This is a genomic window from Desertimonas flava (genome assembly GCF_003426815.1).
GTDB classification, from domain to species: Bacteria; Actinomycetota; Acidimicrobiia; order Acidimicrobiales; family Ilumatobacteraceae; genus Desertimonas; species Desertimonas flava.
On the sequence record NZ_QKYK01000025.1, the window covers coordinates 54163 to 78001 of the forward strand.

The 23839-nt window shown below is 70.6% G+C and carries 22 protein-coding genes; 10 read left to right on the forward strand and 12 right to left on the reverse strand.

Translation table 11 applies throughout. The annotated features are described in order from the left end of the window. Positions 1-65 precede the first annotated feature (65 nt). On the forward strand, positions 66-1289 hold the full coding sequence (locus tag DN771_RS22070) for an IS110 family RNA-guided transposase (RefSeq protein WP_116999733.1): 1224 nt from the start codon (positions 66-68) through the stop codon (positions 1287-1289). 49 nt (positions 1290-1338) lie between these two features. Here DN771_RS22070 and DN771_RS22075 read toward each other — a convergent pair whose 3' ends face one another. From DN771_RS22075 to DN771_RS22095, 5 genes are all read right to left on the reverse strand, one after another. Next, positions 1339-2274, reverse strand: a complete 936-nt coding sequence (locus tag DN771_RS22075; protein ID WP_205528715.1) for a family 43 glycosylhydrolase — start codon at positions 2272-2274, stop codon at positions 1339-1341. Beyond that, positions 2271-2999, reverse strand: a complete 729-nt coding sequence (locus DN771_RS22080; RefSeq protein ID WP_193615399.1) for a hypothetical protein — start codon at positions 2997-2999, stop codon at positions 2271-2273. The genes DN771_RS22075 and DN771_RS22080 overlap by 4 nt, the downstream gene beginning before the upstream one ends. Next, complete coding sequence (locus DN771_RS22085) at positions 2999-3829, reverse strand: carbohydrate ABC transporter permease (RefSeq protein WP_205528716.1); 831 nt, start codon at positions 3827-3829, stop codon at positions 2999-3001. Before DN771_RS22085 ends, DN771_RS22080 begins: the two co-directional genes overlap by 1 nt. Positions 3830-3944: 115 nt before the next feature. After that, positions 3945-4880, reverse strand: a complete 936-nt coding sequence (locus DN771_RS22090) for a carbohydrate ABC transporter permease (RefSeq protein WP_205528717.1) — start codon at positions 4878-4880, stop codon at positions 3945-3947. Between the two features lie 2 nt (positions 4881-4882). Continuing rightward, positions 4883-6238 (reverse strand): ABC transporter substrate-binding protein, encoded by a 1356-nt coding sequence (locus tag DN771_RS22095; protein WP_205528718.1) that lies wholly within the window; start codon positions 6236-6238, stop codon positions 4883-4885. Positions 6239-6447: 209 nt separating this feature from the next. Here DN771_RS22095 and DN771_RS22100 point away from each other — a divergent pair, with 209 nt between their 5' ends. The 4 genes from DN771_RS22100 to DN771_RS22115 are packed head-to-tail and all read left to right on the forward strand — an operon-like array spanning position 6448 to position 11807. Beyond that, positions 6448-7983: an FGGY-family carbohydrate kinase gene (locus DN771_RS22100; RefSeq protein WP_116999735.1), complete on the forward strand. Its 1536-nt coding sequence runs from the start codon at positions 6448-6450 to the stop codon at positions 7981-7983. Beyond that, complete coding sequence (locus tag DN771_RS22105) at positions 7980-9680, forward strand: hypothetical protein (RefSeq protein WP_205528720.1); 1701 nt, start codon at positions 7980-7982, stop codon at positions 9678-9680. Before DN771_RS22100 ends, DN771_RS22105 begins: the two co-directional genes overlap by 4 nt. Beyond that, a complete protein-coding gene (locus DN771_RS22110) occupies positions 9677-10765 on the forward strand; it encodes a glycoside hydrolase family 172 protein (protein WP_116999736.1) in 1089 nt (362 codons plus the stop codon). Before DN771_RS22105 ends, DN771_RS22110 begins: the two co-directional genes overlap by 4 nt. 46 nt (positions 10766-10811) lie before the next feature. Continuing rightward, positions 10812-11807, forward strand: a complete 996-nt coding sequence (locus tag DN771_RS22115) for a LacI family DNA-binding transcriptional regulator (protein ID WP_116999737.1) — start codon at positions 10812-10814, stop codon at positions 11805-11807. 32 nt (positions 11808-11839) lie between these two features. On the opposite strand, the gene DN771_RS22120 is transcribed toward DN771_RS22115, so the two are convergent. From DN771_RS22120 to DN771_RS22130, 4 genes are read right to left on the reverse strand one after another with little or no spacing between them, the layout of a single operon-like run. Then, the gene (locus tag DN771_RS22120) at positions 11840-13066 is read right to left on the reverse strand and encodes a cytochrome P450 (RefSeq protein WP_116999738.1); all 1227 of its coding nucleotides are present in this window, start codon (positions 13064-13066) and stop codon (positions 11840-11842) included. After that, a complete protein-coding gene (locus DN771_RS22125) occupies positions 13063-14301 on the reverse strand; it encodes an aromatic ring-hydroxylating oxygenase subunit alpha (protein ID WP_116999739.1) in 1239 nt (412 codons plus the stop codon). The genes DN771_RS22120 and DN771_RS22125 overlap by 4 nt, the downstream gene beginning before the upstream one ends. A 2-nt stretch (positions 14302-14303) precedes the next feature. Beyond that, positions 14304-14456, reverse strand: coding sequence for a hypothetical protein (locus DN771_RS29745; protein WP_162942266.1), 153 nt, complete (start codon positions 14454-14456; stop codon positions 14304-14306). After that, positions 14453-16084 (reverse strand): acyl-CoA synthetase, encoded by a 1632-nt coding sequence (locus DN771_RS22130; protein WP_116999740.1) that lies wholly within the window; start codon positions 16082-16084, stop codon positions 14453-14455. Before DN771_RS22130 ends, DN771_RS29745 begins: the two co-directional genes overlap by 4 nt. 82 nt (positions 16085-16166) lie before the next feature. On the opposite strand from DN771_RS22130, the gene DN771_RS22135 reads away from it, so the two are divergent. Further along, positions 16167-17039: an SDR family NAD(P)-dependent oxidoreductase gene (locus DN771_RS22135; protein WP_116999741.1), complete on the forward strand. Its 873-nt coding sequence runs from the start codon at positions 16167-16169 to the stop codon at positions 17037-17039. A gap of 74 nt (positions 17040-17113) precedes the next feature. Here DN771_RS22135 and DN771_RS22140 read toward each other — a convergent pair whose 3' ends face one another. Then, positions 17114-17542 carry a VOC family protein gene (locus DN771_RS22140; protein WP_116999742.1) on the reverse strand — a complete coding sequence of 143 codons (429 nt, stop codon included), beginning with the start codon at positions 17540-17542 and terminating at the stop codon, positions 17114-17116. A gap of 186 nt (positions 17543-17728) precedes the next feature. Here DN771_RS22140 and DN771_RS22145 point away from each other — a divergent pair, with 186 nt between their 5' ends. The 4 genes from DN771_RS22145 to DN771_RS22160 are packed head-to-tail and all read left to right on the forward strand — an operon-like array spanning position 17729 to position 22763. After that, positions 17729-19315 carry an AMP-binding protein gene (locus tag DN771_RS22145; RefSeq protein ID WP_116999743.1) on the forward strand — a complete coding sequence of 529 codons (1587 nt, stop codon included), beginning with the start codon at positions 17729-17731 and terminating at the stop codon, positions 19313-19315. 49 nt (positions 19316-19364) lie between these two features. Continuing rightward, positions 19365-20606, forward strand: a complete 1242-nt coding sequence (locus DN771_RS22150) for an ABC transporter substrate-binding protein (protein WP_162942267.1) — start codon at positions 19365-19367, stop codon at positions 20604-20606. Positions 20607-20634: 28 nt separating this feature from the next. Continuing rightward, the gene (locus DN771_RS22155) at positions 20635-21843 is read left to right on the forward strand and encodes a phosphotransferase (protein ID WP_227462442.1); all 1209 of its coding nucleotides are present in this window, start codon (positions 20635-20637) and stop codon (positions 21841-21843) included. Beyond that, positions 21843-22763, forward strand: coding sequence for a hypothetical protein (locus tag DN771_RS22160; protein WP_162942268.1), 921 nt, complete (start codon positions 21843-21845; stop codon positions 22761-22763). The genes DN771_RS22155 and DN771_RS22160 overlap by 1 nt, the downstream gene beginning before the upstream one ends. Positions 22764-22817: 54 nt before the next feature. Here DN771_RS22160 and DN771_RS22165 read toward each other — a convergent pair whose 3' ends face one another. Beyond that, positions 22818-23402 carry a TetR/AcrR family transcriptional regulator gene (locus DN771_RS22165; protein ID WP_162942269.1) on the reverse strand — a complete coding sequence of 195 codons (585 nt, stop codon included), beginning with the start codon at positions 23400-23402 and terminating at the stop codon, positions 22818-22820. Then, positions 23399-23788: a DUF5318 family protein gene (locus DN771_RS29750; RefSeq protein WP_162942270.1), complete on the reverse strand. Its 390-nt coding sequence runs from the start codon at positions 23786-23788 to the stop codon at positions 23399-23401. The genes DN771_RS22165 and DN771_RS29750 overlap by 4 nt, the downstream gene beginning before the upstream one ends. Positions 23789-23839: the final 51 nt, after the last annotated feature.

A 23839-nucleotide genomic window follows, 5' to 3' on the forward strand; every position in this document is an offset into this window, starting at 1 on the left:
GCTGTCCGCCGTCCCGGCCGGTGGTGCCAACATCCCCAGCTTCTTGAAGGGAAGGCTCCACCAGCATGCATCATCAACGCCTCGTTGTCACCGGCGGTGTCGACACGCACGGCGATGTCCACGTCGCTGCTGTGCTCGACCCGGTCGGCCGAGTGCTCGCGACTGGGTCGTTCCCAGCGACCACGGCCGGGTATCGGCAGTTGTTGTCGTGGCTGTGCCGACACGGCCGAGTGGTCCAAGTCGGTGTCGAAGGCACCGGCTCGTACGGGGCAGGCCTGGCCCGCCACCTCGCTCGTCACGGCGTGGCCGTGGTTGAAGTCAACCGTCCCGACCGGCAAGCCCGTCGGCGCCGCGGCAAGTCTGACACCGTCGACGCGATCGCCGCCGCGCGGGCCGCGTTGAGCGGCGATGCCACCGCAACACCCAAGACCGGCGACGGGATCGTGGAGACGATTCGGTCGTTGCAGGTCGCTCGTCGCTCCGCGGTGAAGGCCCGGACCCAGGCCGGCAACCAGATCCGCGATCTCATCGTGACCGCCCCCGACGATCTGCGAGCCCAGCTCAAAGGCCTCAACACCGTGAACCGGGTCGCTGCGTGCGCACGGTTCCGACCCGGCGACTACACCGACCCGACCGAAGGGCTTCGTCACGCCCTGCGTCACCTCGCCCGACGGTGGCAAGCCCTCGACGTCGAGATCACCGAGCTCGACGGCGCTCTCAAGATGCTCACCGCGCGAGCGAACCCGGCCCTCGTCGCCGCACGCGGCGTCGGCCACGAAGTCGCCGCCGCGTTGCTGGTCACCGCCGGCGACAACCCGCAACGGATGCAGACCGAAGCCAGCTTCGCCGCGCTCTGCGGCGTCTCTCCGATCGAAGCGTCATCGGGCAAGACGATCCGTCACCGCCTCAACCGCGGCGGTGACCGCCGCGCCAACAACGCCCTGTGGCGCATCATCATGGTCCGCCTCCAACACGACGAACGCACCAAGGCCTACGTCGAGCGTCGCACCGCCGAGGGCCTGAGCATCCGCGAGATCATCCGCTGCCTCAAACGAGCCGTCGCCCGCGAGATGTTCCGCCTCCTCACGAACCCGCCCGCCGTGCCCAACGGCGCTGACCTACGCACCGCCCGCAACACCGCCGGGATCTCGCTCGCCGTCGTCGCCGAGCAGCTCGGCACCTGGCCCACCCGCATCTCCCAGCTCGAGCGCGGCCTCCAACATGACCTCGACCTCGCCACCCGCTACCAAACCTGGCTCAACACCAAGATCCCCGCAATCGCCGCTTGACAACGATAGGAGCATCAGTCACGGTGAGATCACGAGCCGCCGGAGACGGTCAGGGGAGGTTGAGGGGCGCGAGGTGGAGGCCGCCCTCGCCCCAGCCGGCGGAGGTGACGTACCAGTCGTCGCCGTCGCGCACCACCTCGGCGGCATGGGAGTCGATGTGGCCGACGAGCTCGGCCTGCTCGAAATCGAACGGATCGGCGCTGCGGAACACGTCGGTCCCCCGATAGCCGCCGCGCGGGCCGATGAACAGGTACCACATGCCGTCGCGCTCGACGAGGAAGGGCGACTCGGTGCCGCCGCCCCACGTGCCCAGCTCGGGGTCGGTGAACGCCGTGCGCCGTTCGCTCCACGTCTCGAGGTCGTCGCTCGTTCGGTACATCACGGTGTGGTTGCCGCCGGCGGGTTCGCTCGTCGCCGTGTAGTACATCACCCACTGCTCACCGACGCGGACGACGAAAGGGTCGCGGGCGTCGTAGCCGTCGCGGAACAGTGGACCGTCGGGCCGGCGCGTCCACGTCTCGAGGTCGGGTGACGTGGCGACGTTGATCGCGTACTGCGAGTTGTCGGGACCGCCGCCGCAATAGAACATGTAGTAGAGGCCGTCGACGAGGATCACGTGCGGCGCCCACAGGTGGGTCTCGCCGTACCACGGGTCGGCGTCGAGGGCGAACGGCCGCTTCGTCCAGGGACCGGCGAGCGTGGGCGCGGTGGCGTGGGCGAGGTGCTTCTCGTCGAGGGCATCAGCGGGCTCGGCGTGGGTGATGCCGAACATGTGCCACGTCCCGTCGGGGCCCTGCACGATGGTGTGGTCGTTGATGTACCACGGCCCGGCCTCGCCGACGCTCGGGTCGTAGATGTTCGTGAACGGGCCGGCCGACACCTCGCCCGTCCCCTCGTCGGGCGTCGTGGCGGCAGCCGCGCTCGTCATCGTGGTGACGCACAGGACGAGGAGGACGACGGCGGGGAGCAACACGGTACGGATCACGATTCTCCTGAGGGATCGGTCGATGCGGAGGCGTCGGCGATGGGATCGGTGGCTGCGGCGGCGGTCCACGTGGCGGTCACGGCGACGATCGCCGCCGGTGCCGGGACGAACAGCAGCAGCGAGGCGCTGACCGCCGTGCCGAGCCAGACGACGAAGCCGGCGGCGGCGACCACGGCGCTGAAGCGGACGGGCCGGGCGGCGACGAGGGCCAAGGCGGCGAGCCAGAGCGTCGGACCACGAGACGCGAGGCACGGGTCGGCGAGGCCGAGCGGGATGACCGCCGTGAGCCCGAGCGCGGTGAGCACGGCGACCGCACCGCTGAGGGCCACCGACGGCCAGACCCACGGAGCACCCGTCCGGTCGAGGACGTGGAGGGCGGCGAGGAAGGCAGCGAGCGGCACCGCGGCGACGAGGGCGTGCCCGATCGCGAACCGCCAGTGCCGGCGCAGCGATCGTCCCCACGTGGTGAGCGTTCCATGGTCGCCGGCGGCCATCTGTTGGACGACGGCGACGAGCGCGGCGCCGAACGGTGCGATGCACACGGCCGCCAGGAGCGCGGCGAGCGGGTTGATCCCGGGGACGACGACGATCGGAACGACCGCAGCGAGGCAGACCGCGGCGCTGGCGATCGTCAGCGCCGGCAGGCTCGGCCACGCGTTGCGGAACGTCGCCGCGATGATCTCCCGCTCGACGAAGCGGCGGGGGTCGGGCGCGACCGCGAGCATCAGCCGCGGATCCCGACGGAGGCGATGCTCGCCACGAAGGCGCGCTGGAACACGAGGAAGACGACGAGCACGGGAACGACGACGGCCGTAATCGCGGCGAACACGATGACCGACGACCCGCCCTGGCCCATGTCCAGGGCGGTCAGACCGAGGGGCAGCGTCATGTTCTCCTCGCTGGAGATGAAGATCAGTGGGCCGAGGTAGCTGTTCCACGACGCCTCGAACGACAGGATCGACATCGCCGCGATCGCCGGTCCCGACAGCGGGAGGATCACCCGGAACAGGATCCACACGTCGCCGGCGCCGTCGATGCGCGCCGCCTCGTCGAGCTCGCGCGGGATCGTGTTGAAGTACTGACGGAAGAAGAAGATGGCGAACACGTTGATGAGTGCCGGCAGCCAGAGGGCCGGCAGGCGGTCGATGAGGTGCAGGTTGCGAAGCAGCACGAACACCGGCACGAGCGTCATCTGGCCCGGGATCATCATCGCTCCGAGCATCGCCAGGAAGATGACGTCCCGGCCGGGGAAGCGCAGCCGGGAGAACCCGTAGGCGGCGAGGACGCTGACGAGCATCGACCCGCTGGTGGCGATCACGGCGACGATGAGGCTGTTGAGGGCCATCCGGCCGAAGGGGATCAGCCCGGAGATGTTCCGGTAGTTCTCCGTGGTGAACGGATTGGGGATCCAGTTCGGCGGGAGGCGCAGCGCCTTGCCGTCCTCGGTGAAGCTCTCGGCGATCATCCAGATCAGCGGCGCGAGCATCAGGGCGCCGACGACGAACAGCACCGTCCCGATGATCCACCGTGGCACTCGCGACTCGATCGCGGTCACGTGCGCCGTCCGGATTTCAGCGAGCGCCAGCGAGCGTCCCGAGGTTCGAGCGGATAGGCGACCGGAGCGCTAGCGGAGGGAGCCGGCGCGCCGGCCTGCGTGGCCGGGGAACGCCTCATTGAGAGTGCACCCACTTCTTGCTGCCCCAGAACTGGAGGAGCGTGACGGCCATCATGATGACGAACATCAGCAGTGACACCGCCGCGGCGTAGCCGATGGTGAAGCGTTGGAAGCCGCGCTGGTAGAGGTACATCACGATCGTCAGCGTCGACTTGTTCGGTCCACCGCCCGGCGTGATGATCTGCATCGGGTCGAAGATCTGGAACGCGCCGAGGAACGTGATGACCGACGTGAAGAAGATCGTCGGCGACATCATCGGCAACGTGACGCTCCAGAAGACTCGCAACGAGCCGGCCCCGTCGGTCTTCGCCGCCTCCACGAGCTCCTGGGGGACCGTCTGCAGGCCGGCGAGCATGATCACGAACGTGAACCCGATCGTGTGCCACCAGTCGATGCCGATGATGGCCGGCATCGACCACGAGGGGTCGCTGAACCAGTTCGGCAGCGTGACGCCGACCTTGCCGGCGTAATACGAGGCGATGCCGAACGACGGGCTGAGGACGTAGCGCCACAGCAGGGCGACGGCCGCCCACGAGATCACGAACGGGAAGAACAGCGACGTGCGGACGAAGTACGACAGGTAGCGGTTCTTGAGGCTGTTGACCCCGATCGCCAGCAGCAGGCCGCCGACGATGTGGGTGACGACCGAGGCGAAGCCGAAGACGAACGTGTTGCGCAGCGCCTTGCGCAGCAGCGGGTCGTGCCACATCTCGCGGAAGTTGTCGAGACCGGCGAACGTGCGCGGCGTGAGCAGGTCCCACGAGTAGAAGCTGAGGATGATCGCGTAGACGAAGGGGCCGACGATGAACGTGCAGAACAACAGCACCGACGGGGCGATGAACAGGTAACCCGAGTAGTTGGCCCGCGGCGGGCGCGGCCGCAACGCGCCCGCCTCGACAGCACGCCGCGTGCCGATCCGGGACGCCGTCACGTTCAAAGCACCGCTTGGATGGCCTCGTTGGCGGCGTCGAGCGCCTCCTGCGCGTCCTGGTTGCCGGTGATCGCCGCGGTCCAGCCGTCGTTGACGGCGGCCTCGACCTCGGGCAGGTTGTCGGGCGACGGGATGGGCGTGGCGTACTCGACCGCCGCGGGGAGCAGCTCGGACCCGGCGGGGGCGTCGGCGAGGAAGGACTCGCTCGTCGCCACCGACGTGCGGGCGGGGATGTTGGTGCCGCCCTGCTCGGCGTAGTAGACGGACGCCTCGGTGGTGGTGAGCCACTTGAGGAACTGCCAGGCCTCGTCGGGATGATCGGACGACTTCATGATCGGCCAGCCGTCCCAGCCGATCGGGGAGCCGTTGCCCGTCTTGGTCGGCCAGTTGACGATGCGGATCTTGTCGACCAACTCGAGACGGCGGATGTCGCCGGTCACCCAGCGACCGCCGGCGATGGCGCCGAGCTTGCCGTCGGAGAGCTGGGCGAGTCCGTCGAACTCACCGCCGGGCACGGGTGACAGTCCGTCGTCGATGCACTTCTTGACGAACTCGGCCGCCTCCACCGCCTCGGGCGAGTTGTACGTGGCCGTCGCCCAGTCGGCGTCCATCGTGCTCGCCCCGTTGGTGAGCAGCCACGGCATCGTCTGCACGAACGGGAAGTCGGAGCCGAGCGGGTAGATGTAGCCGCCGTTCTCCTTGATCTTCACGCCCGCCTCGTAGAACTCGTCCCACGTCCAGTCCTTCTCGGGCAGGGTGGCCCCGGCCGCTTCGAAGACCTCGACGTTGCAGTACATCACGACCGTGTTGTACCCGCCAGGGATGAAGTAGGTCTGGCCGTCGGGCGAGCCGTACTTCTGCGTCCACTCGAGCAGGTTGGCCGGGACGTCGGCGTAGTAGTCGTCGATCGCCTCCTGGTCGGCGGCGATGTAGTCGTCGAGCGGCAGTAGGAGGTTCTTCGACGTGAACAGGCGCTGGCCCTCGGTGGCGACGTAGACGATGTCGTACTTGGCACCGCCGGCGATCTGCGTCGCCACCGTGCTGACGTAGTTGCCCCAGTTGCCCGCGGCGAGCCCGGTCGCCTTGATCTTGATGTCGGGATTGGCCTTGTTGAACTCGGCGAAGAGCGCCTCCCACGTCGCCTGCTGGTTGGCGTCGCCGAGGTAGGCGAGGTTCAGCTCGACCGTTTCGCCGCTGGCAGCTCGCCGGCGCGGGGCGCTCGGCGCAGCCGCGGCGTTCGCGCCGAGGCTCCCGAGCGCCGGGACGGCGACGGCTGCCGTGCCCATCAGCTGCAGCAGGCGCCGGCGCGACATCCCGGCGTCCGGCGATCCCGCGGTGGTGTTCTCGACTGACTCCACGTCGTCCCCCTGTGTCGTTGCCCAGGCGCCGACCCGGTGCCGGCTCGAACTGAGCAATCGATTACACAGAACATCGTACACATCGCTCGTCGATCTGTCGAGAGGCTCTTCTCGAAGGCGTCCGAGGGACCGAAATGACGCAGGAGCCGGTCGTGACCTGCGCTGATTCGGCGGTTCTGGTTGACGTTCCACCGAACTCGGTGTTAGAGATGAGATATCGATTTCACAGGGGGAGCATCGTGAGCGCTGCGGTCGTCGGCGTCGACGTGGGGACGTCGAGCACCAAGGGCGTCCTCGTCGCGCTCGACGGCACGCTGCTCGCCAACGCCACGCGCGCCCACGACGTGTCGCGCCCGGCCGCCGGCCACGTGGAGATGGACGGCTCCGTGTGGTGGGACGAATTCGTGTCGATCACCCGCGAGCTGCTCAGCGTGAGGCCGCAGGTCGAGGTGGTGGCGGTCGGCGTGAGCGGCATGGGGCCGTGCACCCTCGTCACCGGTGACGATGGGCAGCCGCTGCGGCCGGCGATCCTCTACGGCGTCGACATGCGGGCGACCGAGCAGATCCGCCGGCTCGACGAGCGGTACGGACAGACGGCGATCGTCGCTCGCGGCGGCTCGGCGCTGACCAGCCAGGCGGTCGGGCCCAAGCTGGAGTGGCTGAGCGACCACGAACCCGACGTCATGCGGCGCGCCACGCGCCTCTTCATGCCCAGCTCGTACCTCGCCTGGCACCTGACGGGCGAGTACCTGCTCGACCACCACTCGGCGAGCCAGTCGACACCGCTGTACGACACCACCACCCACTCCTGGTACCGACCGTGGTGGGACGACATCGCCGGAGCGATCGCGCCGCCGCGCCTCGCATGGGCCGATGCCGCGGCAGGCACGGTGACCACGGACGCCTCCGCCGCAACGGGCATCCCCGTCGGCGTCCCGGTCACCGTCGGCACCGTCGACGCGTGGGCCGAGGCCGTGAGCGTCGGCGCCCACCGCGTGGGCGACCTCATGCTGATGTACGGCACGACGATGTTCCTCGTGTGCACCGTCGACGAGCCGGTGCCGGCCCCGCCGCTGTGGAGCACGGTCGGCGTGTTCGAGGGGACCCGCAACCTGGCCGGCGGGATGGCGGCGTCGGGCGCCATCACGAGCTGGCTGCGCGACCTGACCGGCAGCGACTACTCCACCCTGACCGCTGAGGCCGCGGCGTCACCCCCCGGCGCCGCCGGCCTCGTCATGCTCCCCTACTTCGCCGGTGAGCGCACGCCGTTCGAGGATCCCGCCGCACGCGGCGTCGTCGCCGGCCTCACGCTCGACCACACGCGCGGCGATCTGTACCGCGCGGCGCTCGAGGCCACGGCATTCGGTGTCCGCCACCATCTCGAAGCATTCACCGCGGCCGGCGCACCCATCCGGCGCATCGTCGCCGTCGGCGGAGGGTCCCAGGGTGACCTCTGGACGCAGATCGTCTCCGACGTGACCGGCGTCCGCCAGGAGCGACGCCGGCACAGCATCGGCGCCAGCTTCGGGTCGGCGTTCCTCGCCGCCCGGCTCGTGTCCGGGGACGGCGCCATCGACATCGATCGCTGGAACCCGCCGGTCAACGGCGTCGAGCCCGATCCCCGAACGGCGGCGATCTACGACCGCCACTACGAGCTCTACCGCCGGCTCTACGACTCGACCGCGCCGATCGTCCATGCCCTGGCCGACACCGGGCACCTCACCGACAGAAAGCACGAACCATGACGAGCTACACCTTCCCCGAACCGGTCACCGAACCGACCGCCGCACCCGGCACGGTGTTCGTCGTCGCCAGCGGCGACCTCCGCCCCTCCGCCAACGTCAAGTGCTGGCCCGTGCAGGAGGAGCTGGAGCGCGACGTCCGTGCCGCCGTCGAGTCGTTCGGTTGGACGGTCGTGCGGGGGCATCCCTACGACGAGGAGGCCGGGCACGGGTTCATCTCCAGCCAGCGTCACGGCATCGATGTCTTCCGGACGATCCCACCCGACGCGCCGCTACTCGTCGTCGAGGGCGTCTGGCAGTACAGCCACCACGTGCTCTCCGGACTCCGCACGCACCGGGGACCGATCATGGTCGTCGCCAACTGGAACGGCACGTTCCCGGGTCTCGTCGGCCTCCTCGGCCTGACCGCCAGCCTCACCAAGGCCGGCGTCGAGCACGCGGCGCTGTGGAGTGTCGACTTCACCGACGACTGGGCGCGCGAGGGGTTGCGCACGTGGCTGGAGACCGGCCGCCTCGAGCACGACCTCGGCCACGTTCATCCCCTCCCGACGCTCGACGGAGCGGTCGAGGAGGTCCGGCTGGGCCGCGCCCTCGCCGAGCAGCTGCGCCGCGACAAGGCGATCATCGGCGTGTTCGACGAGGGCTGCATGGGCATGTACAACGCGATCTTCGACGACGAACTGCTCAACCCGATCGGGATCTACAAGGAGCGCCTCTCGCAGAGCGCCCTCGTCGCCGAGATGAACCGGGTGCGCGACGACGAGGCCGCCGGCGTCCGAGCCTGGTTGGACGACGCCGGGTTCACGTTCCACTTCGGCACCGACGAGGCCACGGAGCTGACCGAGGCCCAGGTGACGAGCCAGTTCCGCATGTACATCGCCGCCCTGCGGATCGTCGACGACTTCGGGCTGGATGCCGTGGGGATCCAGTACCAGCAGGGCCTCAAGGACGTCGTGCCGGCGAGCGATCTCGCCGAAGGACTGCTCAACAACCGCGAGCGGCCACCGGTGCTGTCGCGTGACGGGTCGCGAGAGCTCTATGCCGGCGAACCGCTGCCCCACTTCAACGAGGTCGACGAGGGCGTCGCCGTCGACGCCCTCGTGACCAACCGCATCTGGAACGCCATGGGCCTCGACCCGGCCACGACGCTGCACGACATCCGCTGGGGCGAGGAGTACGGCGGCGAGTTCGTCTGGACGTTCCTCATCTCCGGGTCGGTGCCGGCCTCGCACAACGGCGGCTACGACCGCTCGTACAGCAAGCGGCAACCGGCGATGTACTTCCCCCTCGGTGGGGGCACGTTGAGCGGCTGCTCGAAGCCGGGCGAGATCGTCTGGTCGCGTGTCTACCTCGAGGGCGGCCGGCTCCACGTCGACCTCGGCCGCGGTCACGTCGCCGACCTCCCCGAGAGCGAGACGCAGCGCCGCCTCGAGCTCACCACGCCGGAGTGGCCGATCATGCACGCCGTGCTACACGGGGTCGACCGCGATCAGCTGATGGCGAAGCACAAGGCCAACCACGTGCAGGTCGCCTACGCTCCCGACGCCGCCACCGCCGACGCCGCGGCGACGGTCAAGGCTGCGCTGTTCGACGCCCTCGGGCTCGTCGTCAACCTCTGCGGAGACGTCGCCCTCGTCGGCACCGACCCCGCCGCCGACCCCGCCGACCCCGTCTCGAACCAGGGAGGAACACCGTCATGATGCGAGATCTCGCCCGCCTGCAGGACGTCGACACCAGGTCGATCAGCCCCGAGAACTTCGACGGCTCCAAGGGCGGCGGCGCCCGGGCGACCGAGGGGACCGGCGCCGCGTGCGCCGTCGATCTCGGGCGCGGTTGGAAGGTGTCGCCGAGCGTCGACGTCGGCGCCGGCGAGACGTTCGACCTGGCGGCGATCGACGGTCCCGGCGTCATCACCCACCTCTGGCTCACGACCCACCGTTCCAACTGGCGGCGCCTCGTCCTGCGTGCCTATTGGGACGGCAGCGACGAGCCGGCGATCGAGGTCCCCGTCGGCGACTTCTTCGGACAGGGTTGGTGCGAGTTCGCCCAGCTCTCGTCGGTGCCGATCGCCGCCAACCCGCACGGCGGGTTCAACTCCTACTGGGTGATGCCGTTCCGCACCGGCGCCCGTCTCACGTTGGAGAACCTCGCCCCCGACACGGTGACCGTGTACTACCAGATCACGTTCGAGCAGGGCGGCGCCGCCGGTGACGCGGAGGACACCGGCTACCTGCACGCGCAGTTCCGCCGTAGCAACCCGCTGACCGCCGGAACGACGCACGTCATCGTCGAGGGCGTCGAGGGCCGCGGCACGTATGCCGGGACGTACCTCGCCTGGGGCGTGAACCGGCCCGGCTGGTGGGGCGAGGGCGAGATCAAGTTCTACATGGACGGCGACGAGGAGTTCCCGACGATCTGCGGCACGGGCACCGAGGACTACTTCGGCGGCGCCTGGAACTTCGACGTCCCCGGCAACGGCTACACCGCGTTCACCACCCCCTTCCTCGGGCTGCACCAGGTGCTCGCCCCCGACGGCTTGTACCGCAGTCAGCAGCGCTTCGGCATGTACCGCTGGCACGTGCTCGACCCGATCCATTTCCGCCAGGATCTGCGGGTGGACATCCAGGCCCTCGGATGGAAGTCGGGCCACCGCTACCAACCGCTGCACGACGACATCGCGTCGACGGCGCTCTTCTACCTCGATCGACCGGTCGCCGCCCGCCCCGCCCTCCCCGTTCTCGACGACCTGGCAGTCGACGGCGCCCCCATGGATCCGCTGAGATAGACCCGATGCCCTCACCTGCCCCGACCGCACAGCGGGACCCGTCCTGATGGTCAAGCTGGTCGACGTGGCGCGAGAGGCCGGGACGTCGGTCGCCACCGTGTCGCGCGCTCTCAACAACAACGAGCGTGTCGACCCCGCCCTCGCCGAGCGGGTCCGGGCCGCCGCGGCCAAGCTCGGCTACCGGCCCAACTTCGTCGCCCGCAACCTCCGGCGACAGAGCACGAAGCTGTGGTTGCTGATCATCTCCGACATCGAGATCGCCTTCTTCACGTCGGTCGCTCGCGGTGTGGAGGACACGGCCCTGAAGCACGGGTACGCCGTCGTGCTCTGCAACGCCGACGAGGACGATCACAAAGAGGCCCGGTACGTCGACCTCGCCGTCGCCGAGCAGGCCGCCGGGGTGATCATCTCGCCGCACAGCGACCACACCCACATCGAGCGCCTGATCGACGCCGGCATCCCCGTCGTGCTGATCGACCGCGGACTCGACGAGCCGGTCGACTCGGTGACGGCCGACTCGAGAGGCGGCGCGCAGGCCGCCACCGAGCATCTCCTGCAGCAGGGGTGGGAGCGGCCGGCGTGCATCACCGGGCCGCAGTCGGCGCAGACCGCCGTACAACGCCGCCTCGGCTATGAGGACGCACTCAAGTCGGCGTCCATCAAGACCCGCCGCGTCGTGCATCGGCCGTTCACGATCGAGGGCGGGCGCACGGCGACCGCCGGCCTGCTCGACCGCAACCGGCCACCGGACTCCCTGTTCGTCGCCAACGCCGCGCTCACGCTCGGCGTGCTGCAGGAGCTGCAGACTCGTGGTCTCCGGCCCGGGACCGACATCGGATTGGTCTGCTTCGACGACGCGCCGTGGGCGCCGTTCATCGACCCACCGATCTCCGTCGTGTCGCAGCCGGCGTACCGGATGGGCACGCAGGCCGCCGGCCTTCTCGTCGAACGGATCAGTGGCGGCCGCGACGCTCCGCCTCGCCGCATCGTGCTCGGCACGGACCTGATCGTGCGATCGAGCTCACTCCATCCCGCCCGCTGAGCGCGTGCCGGGCCGAGTCGTGGCCGACGCTGTCAGGAGCGACGGTCGGCGACGAGGACGAATCGTTCGACGGCCTTGACGAAGACGTTGGCCTCGTAGACCGGCTCGGAGCCGGGACGCAGGTTGGTGAACCGGGCCGTCATCTCCTCGAGCGCGACGCGCAGCACGAGGCGGGCGACGTGGGCGCCGAGACACAGGTGGGGACCGAAGCCGAAGGCCACGTGGGCGTTGGGCCGCCGCGTGAGCTCGATCGCGTCGGGGTCGTCGAACACCGCGGCGTCGCGGTTCGCCGACGGGTAGACGAGAGCGATCCGGTCGCCTTCGTGCAGCTGGTGTCCGGCCAGCTCGCAGTCGGTAGCCACCGTGCGGAACATGTTGTTGAGCGGGGTCACCCAGCGCAGCAGCTCCTCGACGGCGACGGGGATGGCGGCCGGCTCGGCGGCGAGCTGTTCCCACAGATCGTTGCGTTCGGAGAACATGATCAGCGAGCGGGCGAGCGTCGTGCGTGTCGTCTCGGCGCCGCCGGGGATGACGAGGCCGAGCTCGGAGTTGATGTCGGCCGTCGACATCGGGCAGCCGGCGTCGGCGGCGTTGCTCCAGCGGGCGAGGAGGTCGTCGGCGGGGCAGCCGCGGCGCTCGGCCACGAGCGGGGCGACCGTCATCGCCACCTCGTGCATCGCCCGTGACGCGTCGGACATCTGCACGGGGTCGCGGTGGAGCATGTCAACGCGCATCAGGCGCTCCGACCACGACCGCACGTCACGCCAGTGCGTGAGGGGTAGACCGAGCAGGACGCACGTCATCTCGGCCGGGATGCGGGCGGCGATCGTGTCGACGACGTCGAAGTGGTCGGACGACGCCGTCGTGGCGAGCGCCTCGCGAACGAGCCGGCGCGCGTCGTCCTCGAGGCGAAAGACGGCGCGGGACGTGAAGAGATCGGAGATCACCCTGCGCTGTTGCTGGTGGCCGGGATCGTCCTTGGCGATCATCGACGTCTCGTGCGGGAACCACACCGACCGGTAGCCGCGGCTGCTGACGAACTCGGCCGCGCGCCGTTCGACGCTGCGCACGAGGTCCATCGTCGTCGCGCACCAGATGCCGTTGACGTCGCGGTACAGGGGCTCGTTCTCCCGCATCCACCGGTACGCCGGATGGGGATCGCCCACGTGGAAGTGGGGGTCGAGCAGGTCGACCTCGGGGCGATCGGTCACCCCTTCTGTCGCCGGGTCGGCCGCGGCGACCGGGCCCGGCGCGCTCACGACGCGCCCTCGACGAACGGTCCGAGCACCGAGGGGACACGCAGCTCGCCGGGCACCAGTTCGATGCCGATCGCCCGGTCGATCGCCTCGTGCACGTGGTAGATCCGCCGCTCCTGGTACGAGAGGTTGACGTCGGTGATCCCGCCCGAACGCAGCGACCGATGGAGCCCGGGGAGCACCGAGAGGTCCTCGAACAGCACCTCCTGGTTGAAGCGCACGAACATCTCGTTGGCCGCGCGGCCGTCGTCGTCCTGGGACGACAGCGACGAGCACCAGTGCACCTGGTAGCGCGACATCGACTCGTCGATCGGCCAGTTGGTGACGAGGAACAGGAATCCCTTGCCGACGAACACGATGCTGAAGTTCGGGAAGAGGTGGTACGAGAACGTGCCGGAATCGGGGAGGTCGCCCACTTCGTGGAACAGCGGCGGGAACGGCATCTTGCCCGTCAGCGGCACGCCCTCGCGGACCGAGATCAGCATGCGCGAGTGCCCGTTGGGCAGCAACTGGATGCCGGTCGAACCCTGATCGAGCACCTTCGCCGCGCTCGTCCGGTGCACGGTGTTCACGTGGTACGTCTCGATGTTGGCGTCGACCGGGAGCTTCCAGTTCACCGGCACCTCCCGCACCGTGACGCCGGCGAGGTGGAGCGTGCCGTCGAGCCCGGCCATCTCGCCCAGCTCGGACCACACCGGCTCGAGCGACTCGGCGAGCGGCGCGGCATCGGGGTCGAGGTTGATGAACACGAGCGGCCCCCACGTCTCGCAGCGGACCGCGGTGAGGTCGACGTCGCGGTCGTCGAGGGCCTTGAAATCGGCGGCGTCGGGGTAGCCGACGAGCCGCCCGTCGAGGTCGTACACCCAGCTGTGGTACGGGCAGGTGAGACGCCGGCCGGCGTTGCCGCACGGAGCGTCCACGAGCTCGGCCCCCCGGTGCTTGCACGTGTTGTAGTGGGCCTTGATCGCGCCGTCGGCGGTGCGCACGAGGAGCACCGGTTCGGGGAGCTGCTCGACGAGGAGGAAGTCCCCGGGCTGGCGCAGCTGGTCGCCGTGGGCGACCATCAGCCACGACCGGCGGAACACGCCGTCGTGTTCGAGTCGGGCGAAGTCGCGGTCGACGTACCGAGCGGCCGGGAGCGGCGGCAGCACGGGAAAGCCGTCGGGGTAGTCGCGGCGCTCGCGCTCCGACTCGGCGAGTCGTTTGAGCTCGGCGACGCGTGTATCGGTGAGGGCCATGGTCAGCCGACCTCCTTGCGGATCGCGGTGAGCGCGTCGTCGTCGACGCGCAACGGGTGTTCCGGTGTCATCGGTTGGATGCAGACGTGGTCGGCGCCGGCATCGAGGTGGGCCCGCTCGTGCACGGCGGCGATCGCGCCGGGTTCGGCGGTCATCGTCCGACCTCCGACGGGGCGAGCGCGGTGGCCGCGAGGTCGGCGGCCCAGCGCAGGTCGGGCTTGCCCTGGGCGGTGTATTGGAGGCGGTCCACCGACAGGACGCTCCGTGGCAGCTTGTAGCCGGCGAGCGACGATCGAAGGTGGCGGCGCAGGTCCTCGACTCCCGGGGCGCTGCCGTCACGGGGGACGACGACGGCGACGACGCGCTGTCCGAACCGCTCGTCGGGAGCGCCGACGACCACGGCATCGGCCACGTCGGGGTGCGACTTCACGGCGATGGCGACCTCCTCGGGATGGACCTTCTCGCCCCCAGTGTTGATGCAGGCCGAGCCCCGCCCGAGCAGCGTGATCGTGCCGTCGTCCTCGAGTCGGGCGAAGTCACCGGGCACCGCCCACCGCACCCCGGCGGCGTCAGTGGGGAACGTCGCCGCGGTCTTCTCCGGGTCGTTCCAGTAGCCGAGCGGTACGTGCCCGCGACGGGCGAGCCGCCCGACCGCGCCGACGGGGGCCGGCCGGAGATCGTCGTCGAGGACCGCCGTGTCGGGTCCCATGACGAACCGCGGCGGGCCGCCGTCACCCGCGCCGACCAACCGTCCGTTGGATCCGGTCTCCGACGCGCCGAATCCGTCGATCACCGTGACGTGCGGGAGCAGGGTGGCCAGCCGGGCCTTGGCGGTGGGCGAGAGCACGGCCCCGCCCGAGCCGATGGCCCGGAGGTCGGGGAGCAGCTCGCCGGTGGGGCGTGCGGCGAGGGCGTCGAGAAACGGGATCGCCATGCCGTCGCCGACGAGGACGAGCAGATGGGCCCGTTCGCGTTCGGCCAGCTCGGCGACGGCGACGGCGTCGAAGCGGCGACCGGTCCACAGCACGACGCCGCGGCCGATCAAGAGGGGCACGAGGCTGTTCCACTGCCCGTTGCCGTGCATCATCGGCGACGTGACGAGCCAGGGCCGACGGTCACGCACGATGTGGACGGCGAGCTCGTCGGGTGTGCTGATCGGGTCGCCGCCCGGATTGCCCCCGCCGAGCGCGGCGAAGAAGATGTCCTCGGCGCGCCAGACGACGCCCTTCGGCGATCCGGTGGTGCCGCCGGTGTAGAGGATGTAGTGGTCGTCGCTCGACCGCGCGGCGGGCTCGGCACCCGGAAGGGCGCCGGCGAGGGCCTCCTCGTACCCCACCACCGTCGGGCTGTCGTCGGCGCGGCGCGGCCCGTCGCCGTCGATGACGACGACGTGGCGCAGGGCCTGGAGGGAGCCGGTCACGTGGGCGGCGCCGCCGAGGGCGGCGAGGAGGTCGGCCTCGACGACGAGGGCGACGCTGTCGCTGTCGTCGAGCAGTGCCACGACCTCGTCGGACGTGTAGCGATAGTTGACGTTGATCGGCACGGCCCGGGCGCCCAGCGTGCCGAGCATGGTCTCCAACCACTCGGCCCGGTTCCACGACAGCACGGCGACGTGCTCACCGGGGCGGATCCCGGCGCTGCGCAGGTGACCGGAGAACCGGGTGGCGCGCTCGTTCAACTCGCCGTAGGTGAGCCGCCGGTCCCCGGCGACGAGGGCGACACGATCGGGAACGGCATCGGCCGTGATCTCGAAGAGGTCGGCGAGATTGAAGGTGCGAGTCACGTTCCCCCGGGTCGACACGAAAATGAACGGTCGTATATATATACCTGACCGCACATCGCATGCGTCAAGTCGAGGAGACACGATGACCGAATCCGCCGCCACCGCAACCACCACCACCGACGCCGACACCGACACCGACACCGACGCGACGACGGGTCGGGCCGCGCTCGTCACGGGAGGCGGTTCCGGCATCGGCCTCGCCTGCGCTCAGCGCCTCGCCCGCGACGGCATGCGCGTGACGATCTGCGGGCGCAGCCAGGAGCGCCTCGACACCGCGCTGGCCAGCCTGCCCGACACGGCCACGGCGGTGGCCGCCGACATCACCGATCCCGACGCCATGGCCCGCGTCGTGTCGATGGCCGCGCCCGACGGCACGCTCGCCGCCGTGGTCGCCAACGCCGGCGGGGCCTACGCGGTGGGACCGCTGATGCTCGTCGATCCCGCCGCCTTCGAACAGGAACTGGCCGTCAACGTGACGGGCACGTTCAACACGTTGCGGGCGGCGGCACCGGCCCTGGTGGCCGGCAAGGGTGCGGCGGTCGCCATCTCGTCCATCGCTGGGGCCCTGACCCACCGGTACATGGCCGCGTACAGCGTCAGCAAGGCCGGGCTCGACATGCTGGTGCGCAACGCGGCCGACGAGCTCGGACGGTTCGGCGTGCGGATCAACGGCGTGCGCCCGGGACTGGTGCCGACCGGCGCGTCCGACCCGCTGGTGACCGACGAGACGACGCGCACCGACTACCTCGACCAGATGCCGCTCGGGCGCACCGGCACCGTCGACGACATCGCGGCCGCCGTGTCGTTCCTGGTCGGCCCGGAGTCGTCGTGGATCACCGGACAGCTGCTCAACGTCGACGGCGGACACTCGCTGCGCCGCGGTCCCGACCTCACGAACCTCGTCGGCCGTCACTTCGAGACGGCGCTGGGCGAGCGGCTCGGCCCGGCGAGCTGACGATCACGGTGGATCCGGGGCTCGATCGTGACGGCGTTCGTCACGATCGAGCCTCCGAAGCCCGTCGACAGCGGTCAGGCCGGCGTCGGGTTCTCCGGGCCGGGGGCGCTCACCATCCAGGCGATTCCGAAGCGATCGGTGCACATGCCGAACGCCGGCGAGAAGAACGTCTCGATCAGCTCCTGGGTCACGGTGCCGCCCTCGGCGAGGGCGTCGAACTTCGCCCGGGCGTCGTCGGCGTCGGTGGCCGCGTAGCTGACCATCATCCCCTGGACGGGCCGCACGGTCTCCGACATCGGGTCGTCCGACGCCATCAGCAGGTCGGCGGTGCCGCCATTGGGGAACGAGAGCGCGCCGTGGATGATCCAGTCGGCCTTGTCGTCGGGGGCGCCGGGCGCGTCGCCCATGCGCATGAGCTGCAGCTCGCCGCCGAAGATCTCGTGATAGCGGGTGAACGCGTCGGCGCACGTGCCGCCGAAGAAGAGGTAGGGGTGAAAGGCCATCGATCGCTCCTTGCTGGCGCCTCATGGGGCGCCGTGTCGTGCACGCCGGCTGACTGCCGACGGGATGCTGACGCTTCGCGGGAGTGAAACTCATCGCAAATTGACTTTTGCGAGTGCTCGCTTTACTTTTCTCGCCATCCGATCGAGACGGGGGGAGGGTCGCGGCCGGCGGGCCGCCGACTAGTGATGACGCAGCAACAGATCGACGCCATGACGACGGGGCCCAGCTACGAGTGCAACGCCGCGGCGATGCTGCTCGACCGCACCCGTCGGTCGGTGCAACGCATGGCGCTCGTCGTCCCCGGTGCCGTCGAGCTGACCTACGGACAGCTCGGCGACCGCATCGCCCGTACGGTGGCCGAGCTCCGGGCCACCGGCGTGCGCCGCGGCGACCGCGTCGCCTTCGGGGCCGCCAACTGCACCGAAGTGGTCGAGTACATGGTGGCCACGCTCTCGCTCGGAGCGATCTTCGTGCCGCTCAACACCCGGCTGTCGCCGGCGGAACTGCGCTTCGTGCTCGAAGACGCCGGTGCCGTCGTGGTGGTGGCCGACAGCGCCGCGGCCGCGCTCGTCGACGGCGACCGGCCCGACATCGACGGCCTCGAGCTGCTGCACCTCGGCCCGGCGCCGGCGCCCGACGGCTGGCGACGCGCCGGCGAGACGCACTCGGGAGGACCCGGCCGATCGATCGCCGACACACACCCCGATGACGTGGCCGTGCTGATGTACACGTCGGGAACCACCGGAGTCGCCAAGGGCGTGATGATCACGCACGGCAACCTCGCCGCGACGGTGCACAACCTGATGCTGCTCATCCCCCTCGGCGCCGACGCGGGGATGCTGGCGATGGCCCCGATCTTCCACGTCGGCGCGATGGCCCTGGTGCTCGGCGCCCTCGCCACGGGCGGACGGGTGGTCATCCTTCCCCAGTTCGATCCGGCCGCCGTGTTCAACGCCCTCGAGAGCCAGCCGATCACGTTCAGCTTCGGCGTCCCCGCGATGCTGCAGATGATGGCGGCGGAGCCGCGCTTCACCGACGCCGATCTGTCCGGCGTCCTGCTGATGTGTGCCGGGGCTCCGGTGCCGGAGTCGCTGCTCCATCGCTACCTCGAGCGCGGCGCCAAGGTCACCCAGGGGTATGGCCTCACCGAGTCGACCGCCGTCGTCAGCCTGCTCGAGTCCGACGACGCCGCCCGCAAGCTGGGATCGGCCGGCATGCCCTACCCGCTCACCGCCGTCGAGCTGCGCACCGCCGAGGGCGCGCTGATCACCGCAGCCGGCGTCGACGGGGAGATCTGGATCAAGGGCCGCAACGTGGTGGCCGGCTACTGGAACCGACCCGAGGAGACCGCCGCCCTGCGCGATGACGACGGCTGGCTGCGCACGGGCGACGCCGGCCGCTTCGACGCCGAGGGGTACCTGTACATCACCGACCGGGTGAAGGACATGGTGATCAGCGGCGGAGAGAACGTGTACCCGGCCGAGGTCGAAAAGGCCCTGTCCGGGCACCCCGGCGTCGCCGAGGTGGCGGTGATCGGCCTGCCCGACGAACGCTGGGGCGAGGTGGTCACGGCGGTCGTCGTGCCCGAGCCGGGCCACGACGTCGACCTCGAGACCGTCCAGGCGCATGTCCGCAACCACCTCGGGGGCTACAAGGTGCCGCGGCGGCTGCATCTCGCCGACGAGCTCCCGCGCAACGCCACGGGCAAGGTGCTCAAGCGCTCGCTGCGTGACGCCCTGGCCGGGTCATCGCCGTCCGGCGCCGACGCCTGATTCTCCAATCCCACCAACAACCACTTCCAACACCACGGGGGACAACCACATGAAACATCAGCGTCTTCGCACGCTCGTCCCGGCGCTCGTCGCCGGCACAGCCGCCATCGCCGCGTCGGGCATCGCCTCGGCGACCACCGAGCCCGCAGCAGCCGGCGACACCGCCTCGGTCCCGGCCGCCGCCGGCCCCGCCGACGAGTCGCTCGAGCCCGTCGTCATCGGCATGATCAACATGGACGAGGGCACGCCGTCGTACCCCGACGTGTCGACCGGCGTCGACGCCGCCGTCGGGCTCATCAACGCCGAGCTCGGCGGCATCCAGGGCCGACCGGTCGAGGTGCGCCACTGCAACGTCGGTGTCGATCAGCCGTCGAACCAGAACTGCGCCCAGGAGTTCGCCAACGCCAGTGACGTCAACGTGGTGATCCACGGGTACGTCTTCGGCTCGGCGTACATCTTCCCGATCCTCGAGGCCGTCGGGCTGCCCGTCCTGCTCCAGACGCCGCTCACCCCCGCCGACTTCGGCGCGGCCAACGGCTTCGCCTACCAGGGCGGCAACGCCGGCGGCACGTCGGGCACGGCGGCCTACGCGGCCAAGTTCCTCGACGCCGAGAACATCGTCATCCTCGGCGCCGACAACGACGCCCTGCGCGCCGCTGTGACGACCATCGAAGGTCTGCCCTCGATGGAGGGTGTGGAGCTCTCCACGACCTACATCTCCGACTCCTCGGCCGACGTGACCGCCGACGTCCAGGCCTCCGGGGCCGCTGACGCCGACGCTGTCCTCGCCCTGGTGAACGCTCCCCAGTGCCCCCAGGTGGCGCAAACGCTCGTCGACCTCGGCATCGAGGCGCCGGTGATCAGCACGGCCACATGCGCCGTGCCGGCCACGCTCGAGGCGACGCCCGAGCTGTTCGAGGGCTGGACGATCGTCGGCAGCGGGCTGCCGCCGTTGCTCGCCGAGGGTGCCTCGGCCGAGCTCGACTACTACCGCTCGGTGTTCCCGCAGTACGGGCCGGAGGAGTCGATGAACTCGTTCCTGGCCCTCGGCGGGTTCGGCGCGATGCTCACGGCATGGAGGATCGGCAACGACGCCCCCGAGACGTTGAGCCGCGAGGATTGGACGGCCGGGCTGAGCAGCTTCACCGGTCCGTACTTCGGCGGCCGCGTCGAGCTCTCCTGCCCGGGCGAGCACTTCCCGGCCGTCTGCGACAACGAGGTGCGGGCGTTCGTGCTCGACGACGCCGGCGTGATGACGCAGGTCGAGGACTTCTTCGACCCGCTGGCCTGAGCCGACGGTCACCGGTCCCGGCGTGACGATGCACCCGATCGACGACCCCGCGTCTCCGGCCTGGCTGACGGGCCTCGCCGGAGAGGGCGCGGCGATCGACGCCGTGCTGTCGGGCGGCACGTCGCGCCAGACCGTCGCCATCACGACTCCCGACGGGCGGCAGCTGATCGCTCGTCGGGACGACGGCACCGGCCCGTTCTCGGGCACGCCGTTCACGCTCGCTCGTGAGGCCGCCGCCTGTCGTTGGGCGGCGGCCTCCGGGCTCCCCGCGCCCGGTGTGGCCGCCATCTCCCACGACGGATCGGCGTACACCGCCACCCACCTGCCCGGCCGCGCCGCCCGCCACGACCAGGCCCTCGACGACTACCTCGCCGTGCTCGCCCGGCTGCACCGCGAGGATCCCGACGGGTTCCCCCGGCTCTCTCCACCGAGCGACCACGGCGGTGAGCCCGACGATCTTCCGGTGTGGCGCGACCTGGTGACGACACGACTCGAGCCGGCCGAACCGGTGCTCGACCTCGCCCTCGACACGCTCGCCCGGCACCGTACGTCGTGGGCCGACCAGCAGGTCGTGTGCCACGGCGACACGGGAGCCGGCAACTACCTCGTCGACGGTGATCGCGTGACCGGGCTCGTCGACTGGGAGCTGGCCCATCTCGGCGACCCCCACCACGACCTGGCCTCGATCGCCGTGCGGGCCACGCTGCTCGGCCGACCGATCCCCGACCTCGTCGATCGCATCCACACCCACTACGTCCCGCGCGCTCCGATCGCCTTCGACCGCGACCGCTTCCGGCTCGCCGCGGTGGGCGTGCTCACGCGCATGGTGATCTCGTGCCGGTGCGCGCTCACGGCGCCGCCCACCACCGATCGGGTGACCCAGCTGATCGGCCTGCCCCTCATGGAGGTTCTGCTCGTGCGAGGAATCGCCGCTCTCGACGGCCGGCCGCTGGCCGCCCGGCCCGACATCACTCCGGATCCCGCCTACGCGGCCCGCATCGTCACGTTCGTCGCCGCCGGTCTCGACGAGCGCGATCGCTCGGCGCCCCGCCTGCGTTACGCCGCCGACCAACTGGCTGCCGCGCTGGCGGCGAGCCCGAGCGTCGACGCCGCCGTTGCCCCGGCCGGCGACCCCGCGACCGGGCTCGATGCGGCATGGGTCGCGGCCCAGGGCCGCCTGGCCGCCCTGCCGGCGTCTCGCACCATCGCCGACTCCCCCGTGATCGGAGCGTGGTGATGCTCGGCCCCGACGACGACCGCCTGCACACGCCGACGAGCGACGATCCGTGGTGGACCGAGACGGCGTGGTTCGGCTTCGCCGTCCCCGAGCGCAGTCTCTGCGGCTCCGTCTATCAGATCTACCGGACGAACCAGGGTGTGATGAGCACCGCCGTCTACGTCTGGGAGCCCGGGCGCGAGCGGCTCGACGAGCTGCCCTACTACCGCACGTTCTGGCACCTGCCGATCCCCGGCGGCGCCCACCCGTGCGACAACTCCCTCCCCTCCGGCCTGTCGGTGTCCACCCTCGAGCCGATGCGGTCGTACCGGTTGCACTACGACGACCGGGCCGAGCTGCGGTTCGACCTCACGTTCGCCGCCATCGTCGACGCCCAGCCGTTCCACGTGAGCAACGGCATGGGTCATCTCGACCAACTGGGCCGCGTCACCGGCGAACTGGAGCTCCACGGCGAGCTCCTGCACGTCGACTGCATCGAGATGCGCGACCGCTCGTGGACGCCCCGGCGCGAGACCACATCCCGCACGCGTCGTGGGTACGCGTACGCGGCGACCGACGAGGGCAGCCGCGGGTTCTTCGTCGCCACCTCGGTGCGACCGGGCGGCGGTGACGACGACGCCGTCGGCGGCTGGATCCTCGGCGACGGTGCCGTCACGCCGATCGATCGTGGTCGACGCGAGGTCGCTCGCGACGAGCGCTGTCGCCCGGTCGGCGTGACCCTCGAGCTGACGGCCGGGGCCGCGACCGAGCGGTGGCAGGCCGACGTCCGCAGCCGTCTGGCCCTGCCGACCACCCCGTACTTCGCCTGGATGTCACTCGCCGCGTGGACGCGCTCCGATGGAACGACGGCCTGGGGCGAGGACCACGACAGCTGGTCGCCGGCCCGCTGGCGAGCGTTCCGCCGCGGCGCCGAGCGCTGACCCCGACCTGCCGATGCCGAAGCGACTGCCGACGGGCCCGTCCGTGACGGGCGATCAGCCGCGCTGGTCCGCGCCGAGGGCGTCGGTCATGGCGAGTATCCGGCGTTCGAGGGCATCGGGATCGACGCGCAGTGTCGGCAGGTCGTCGAGATGGCACAGGCCGAGCAGGAGCAGGAACAACGCCTTCACCGCCGCCTCGTCGCCGTGCGCCACCTTCAGCACCTCGGCGGCGCCGGCGTCGTGCCAGGCGTTGAGCAGGTCGGCGAGTCGCTGATCGCGATTGCCGGCGAGGTGCAGCTCGGCCAGCAGGCGCCGCGTGCGAGCCATGTCCGGGCGGAGGTAGGCGCGCACGAACGGCGCGAACCCCGACTCGGTGGGCGTCCCGCCGGCGGGCCGGACGGCGTCGGTCATGGCCCGCAGGGCACGCACGCCGGCGGCGTAGAGCAGGTCCTCGCGGCTGTCGAAGTGGTTGTACACCGCCGTGGTGGTGACGTGGGCGCGGCGGGCGATCTCGCTGAGGGTCGCCCCGTCGAATCCCCGCTCGACGCAGCAGTCGGCCGCGGCGTCGAGCAGGCGGCTCCTCGTGTCGACGCCGGCGCTGCCCGGTGGGCGACCGCGGCGCACCGCGGGCGGCGTCACCTGCCGCCGATCGGCAGCACCTTGCGCAGATGGTGCCAATGGCACTCGATGCAAGCCTCGACGACGTACGCCGACAGCTCGTCACGCCGCCGGTTGAGCACGGCCAGCTCCTTGGCGGTGCTCACGCAACGGCCGTGGGCCGGCAGGCGGGGCCCGAAGACGTACGTGACGAGTCGCAGACCGCTCGCCTCGCAGATCGGGCACGGTGTCTCGACCGGCGTGCCGACGTTCTCTGCGGCGCGGATGAGCTCGTGGTGTGCGTCACACACCTGGTCACGGCCGAGGCGGCCGCGGCGATACTCGTTGATCAGCGACTGCCGGGCCAGCCGATGGTCGACCTGGCCGCGCTGCTCCGCCCCCCTGAGCGCACCGATCGACAACGACATCGCCATAAGGGTAGCGACCCCCGGCCCCACCGTCCGCCCGACGCGAGGATC

Coding starts and splice junctions, on each gene's coding strand:
- DN771_RS22070 (WP_116999733.1), top strand. CDS start 66: ATGCATCATCAACGCCTCGTTGTCACCGGCGGTGTCGACACGCACGGC.
- DN771_RS22080 (WP_193615399.1), bottom strand. CDS start 2,999: ATGCTCGCGGTCGCGCCCGACCCCCGCCGCTTCGTCGAGCGGGAGATC.
- DN771_RS22100 (WP_116999735.1), top strand. CDS start 6,448: ATGAGATATCGATTTCACAGGGGGAGCATCGTGAGCGCTGCGGTCGTC.
- DN771_RS22105 (WP_205528720.1), top strand. CDS start 7,980: ATGACGAGCTACACCTTCCCCGAACCGGTCACCGAACCGACCGCCGCA.
- DN771_RS22110 (WP_116999736.1), top strand. CDS start 9,677: ATGATGCGAGATCTCGCCCGCCTGCAGGACGTCGACACCAGGTCGATC.
- DN771_RS22115 (WP_116999737.1), top strand. CDS start 10,812: ATGGTCAAGCTGGTCGACGTGGCGCGAGAGGCCGGGACGTCGGTCGCC.
- DN771_RS22125 (WP_116999739.1), bottom strand. CDS start 14,301: ATGGCCCTCACCGATACACGCGTCGCCGAGCTCAAACGACTCGCCGAG.
- DN771_RS29745 (WP_162942266.1), bottom strand. CDS start 14,456: ATGACCGCCGAACCCGGCGCGATCGCCGCCGTGCACGAGCGGGCCCAC.
- DN771_RS22135 (WP_116999741.1), top strand. CDS start 16,167: ATGACCGAATCCGCCGCCACCGCAACCACCACCACCGACGCCGACACC.
- DN771_RS22140 (WP_116999742.1), bottom strand. CDS start 17,542: ATGGCCTTTCACCCCTACCTCTTCTTCGGCGGCACGTGCGCCGACGCG.
- DN771_RS22145 (WP_116999743.1), top strand. CDS start 17,729: ATGACGCAGCAACAGATCGACGCCATGACGACGGGGCCCAGCTACGAG.
- DN771_RS22150 (WP_162942267.1), top strand. CDS start 19,365: ATGAAACATCAGCGTCTTCGCACGCTCGTCCCGGCGCTCGTCGCCGGC.
- DN771_RS22155 (WP_227462442.1), top strand. CDS start 20,635: ATGCACCCGATCGACGACCCCGCGTCTCCGGCCTGGCTGACGGGCCTC.
- DN771_RS22160 (WP_162942268.1), top strand. CDS start 21,843: ATGCTCGGCCCCGACGACGACCGCCTGCACACGCCGACGAGCGACGAT.
- DN771_RS29750 (WP_162942270.1), bottom strand. CDS start 23,788: ATGTCGTTGTCGATCGGTGCGCTCAGGGGGGCGGAGCAGCGCGGCCAG.